Genomic DNA, 3,417 nt, shown 5'->3' with positions numbered 1-3,417 from the left:
CCCACCCCGCGACACCACACCACCCGGAAAACGACAACCCACACCCACCACCGCGATCGGCTCGGACCGAGCCGCGACGAGTTTGCGATTCTCCGTGCGCAGCCGTTCGGCCTCGGTAATCGACTTCCGGAGGGCGTCGACGATCTGATGCTGTGATTCGGTCATCGGTTCCCGGCTCATGATTGGGCCTCCGACTCGTAGCGCGAGGCGAATTCGATCAGTTGTCCGGCATCCATATCGGCGATCGCGTTCAGGTCCGCGGGCGCGGCGTCCGCCGCCGGTTCAGCGTTGTCGCCACCGGACAACCCGGCGAGGAGTTCGACGATGCCCGCCCGGCGCAGTTCCTCGAGCGGGGCGGTGCGCAGTGCCGCGCGCAGGTCGTCGTCGGTCATCTCCTCGGTCGGCGGCGGCGCCACCTGATCCAGCAGGTACCGGGCGACCGCGGCCGGTGTCGGATGGTCGAAGGCCACCGTGACCGGTAGCGTGATCCCGGTCGCCTGCGCGATTCCATTGCGCAGCTCGATACCGGCGAGCGAATCGAATCCCAGGTCCTGGAACGGCAAGTCAGGTTCGACCGCGTCGGGACCGGTGTGCCCGAGCGCCGCGGCGGTGCGCGCCCGAACCAGCTCCAGCACATGGATCTCCCGTTGGCGTTCGGTGAGTCCGGCCAAGTCGTCCGCCAGCGACGCCTGGGGCGCGCCGGTCGGGGCGCCGCCGATGAGGCCGCGCAGCATGGGATGCAGCCGACCGACGCGCGCGGCGGCTCGCAGCCCCGGCAGATCCAGCTGCACCGGTGCCACGACCGGTGCGCCCGCGGCCATGGCGGCATCGAACAGCGCCAACCCCTCGGGCACCGTGAGCGGATGCAGACCGAGCCGGTCTCTGATCACCCGGGCCAGCCGCGCGAATTCGGCCGGTTCGGCCGCACTGGCCATACCCGCGGTGGGATCCCACAGCCCCCAGGCCAGCGAGGTACCGGGCAGGCCGAGCGCGCGCCGGGCGCGCGCCAGCTCATCGAGTACCGCGTTCGCGGCGGCGTAGTTGCCCTGCCCGGCGCCGCCCAGGAGCGGCGCCGCCGAGGAGAACAGTACGAACGCCGACAGGTCCCGGTCGCGGGTGGCCTCGTCCAGGTACCAGGCGGCGTCCACCTTGGGGCGCATCACGCGGTCGAGCTGTTCGGTGCTCAGCGTTTCGATCGTGCCGTCGGCCAGCACTCCCGCGGCATGGACGACGGCCGTGAGCCGCGGTATCGAGTCGATCAGACCATGGACGACGGCGCGGTCGGAGACGTCCGCGGCGACCACATCGACGGTGGCGCCGGACGTTTCGAGCTCGTCGCGCAGCCCACTCAGACCCTCGGCGGCCGGTCCCCGCCTGGACGCCAGCACCAGCCGCCGGACACCGTATGCCGTGACCAGATGTCGGGCCAGCACCGCGCCGAGACCGCCGGTTCCGCCGGTTATCAGCACGGCGCCGTCACCGAATTCCACCGGGCCGCTCGATGTTTCCGCTCTGGTGAGACGTTCGGCGAAGATCGCCCGACCCCGGACGGCCAGGCGCGGCTCGGGCAGCGACAACAGCGCCGGCCACTCCGGGGCAGCCTGATCGTCCAGGTCCACGCTGGTCACCCTGCCCGGATATTCGGCTTGGGCGCTGCGCAGCAGACCCGACAGCGCCGCCCCGGCCCGGGTTCCCGAACCGCCGTCCCCGATTCCGAACGCGTTGCGGGTGAGGACGATCAGCCGCGCCGCCGCGGTGCCGGGCGCGGCGAACCATGCCTGGAGTAGGTGCAGTAGTTCGGCGACGGCGGCGCGGACGGCGGCGGGTCCACCCTCGGTCGTAGGCTCCGGCGCCGCGCAGACGACGAGTGACGGCCACGGCGAACCGGATTCGGCTACCCCGGCGCGCAGGTCGGTGAGCTCGGCGTAGCGGCCATCGATCTCGAGTCCCGCGAGCCGGTCGGCGGGTACCGCACCCAGCACGGTGACCTTCAGAGTGCCCGCGGCGGCCTCCGCGGGCGCAAGAGGCTGCCAGATGGGTGTGAGCAGGAGGTCGGCGGCGCCGCCGGAGCGCAGCGCGGCCGCGTCCGCCGGTCGCACCTCCAGCCGGTCCATCGACCACACCACCCCGCCCGTGTCGTCCCACGCCGTGAGCTGCTCCACTCCGCCGTCGGATACGCGTAGGCGAACCCGAACCCGTCCGGCATCTCGGCGGAACGTGCGCACGCCGCGAAAGACGAACGGCAGCAACACATTGGTGGCCGAGTTCGATCGGGCACCCGGTGCGATCGCCGCGTGAAAGGCCGCGTCGAAGATCGCCGGATGGACACCGTAGCCGCGGCCATGGGCGCGCTCGGGCAGCTCGATCTCACAGCAGAGTTCGTCACCGGCCCGCCACACCGACCGCACCCCCCGGAATCCTTCCCCGTACTCGAACCCCATCGCCGCGAGGTCCTCGTACAAACCATCGACCGATATCTCGACCGCGCCTGCCGGAGGCCACATTTCGGGCGCGTCCGCACTGTTCGGTTTGGCGGCCGCGCTCAGCACTCCCTCCGCGTGTCGGATCCACCCCGCGTCCTCGGCGAACTCGCCGTCCGGGCGCGAGTACACGGTCACCGGGCGGTTGCCTGCCGCGTCCGGGACGGCCACGCGTACCTGCACGGTGACCGCGACGTCGGGATCGAAGACGAGCGGCGCCTCCAGCGCCAGCTCCGACACGTCCAGGCAGCCGACCAGATTTCCTGCGGCACCGGCCAATTCGACCAGCCCCGTGCCGGGCAACAGCACCGACCCGAGGACCACATGGTCGGTGAGCCACGGCTGTGCCGCGATCGACAGTCGGCCCGTTACCAGCGTCTCACCGGTATCGGCCACCCGTACCGCCGCCGACAGCCACGGGTGGTCGACACGGTCCAGTCCCATACCGCGGGCATCGGCGCCGACCGCGGTCGCCGGGGTGGGCCAATATCGTTGGCGCTGAAAGGCATAGGTGGGCAGGTCGATCGCCCGGGCGCCCGTTCCGGCGTAGAACTTCTCCCACTCCACCCGCACCCCATGGCAGTGTGCCTCGGCGAGTCCGCGGACGACTCCGGTCACCTGGTTCCGGCCGCGCCGCTGTGTCGGGATCACCGCCGCCTCTTCGCCCACGATGCGCGAAATCATGGGTGTGAGTGCCGCGTCCGGCCCCACTTCGACGAACTGTGCGCCGCCCACGGCGCGGGCCGCGGCGATTCCGTCGGCGAAGCGGACTTTCTCGCGCAGGTGCCGGACCCAATATCCTGGATCGGCGAAGACCTCGGTTTCGACGGTCCCGGTCAGATTCGAGGCGATCGGAATGTGCGCGGCGTGCAACGGTATTTCGGCGACGACCGCGGCGAATTCGTCCAGGATCGGTTCCATCATGCCCGAGTGAAAA

At 70.9% G+C, this 3,417-nt stretch carries 2 protein-coding genes; both read right to left on the bottom strand.

The window, feature by feature from the left end:
• A partial coding sequence (locus ACYVLQ_RS29250; protein WP_460700765.1) for a polyketide synthase docking domain-containing protein occupies positions 1 to 165 on the bottom strand: 165 nt, incomplete at its 3' end.
• Between the two features lie 11 nt (positions 166 to 176).
• On the bottom strand, positions 177 to 3,404 hold the full coding sequence (locus tag ACYVLQ_RS29245) for a type I polyketide synthase (RefSeq protein ID WP_460700764.1): 3,228 nt from the start codon (positions 3,402 to 3,404) through the stop codon (positions 177 to 179).
• Between the last annotated feature and the right edge of the window lie 13 nt (positions 3,405 to 3,417).

The sequence above is a fragment of the Nocardia thraciensis genome (genome assembly GCF_054782435.1).
The sequence above is the reverse complement of the archived record's forward strand: the minus strand, read 5'-3'. Positions and strand labels throughout refer to the sequence as shown.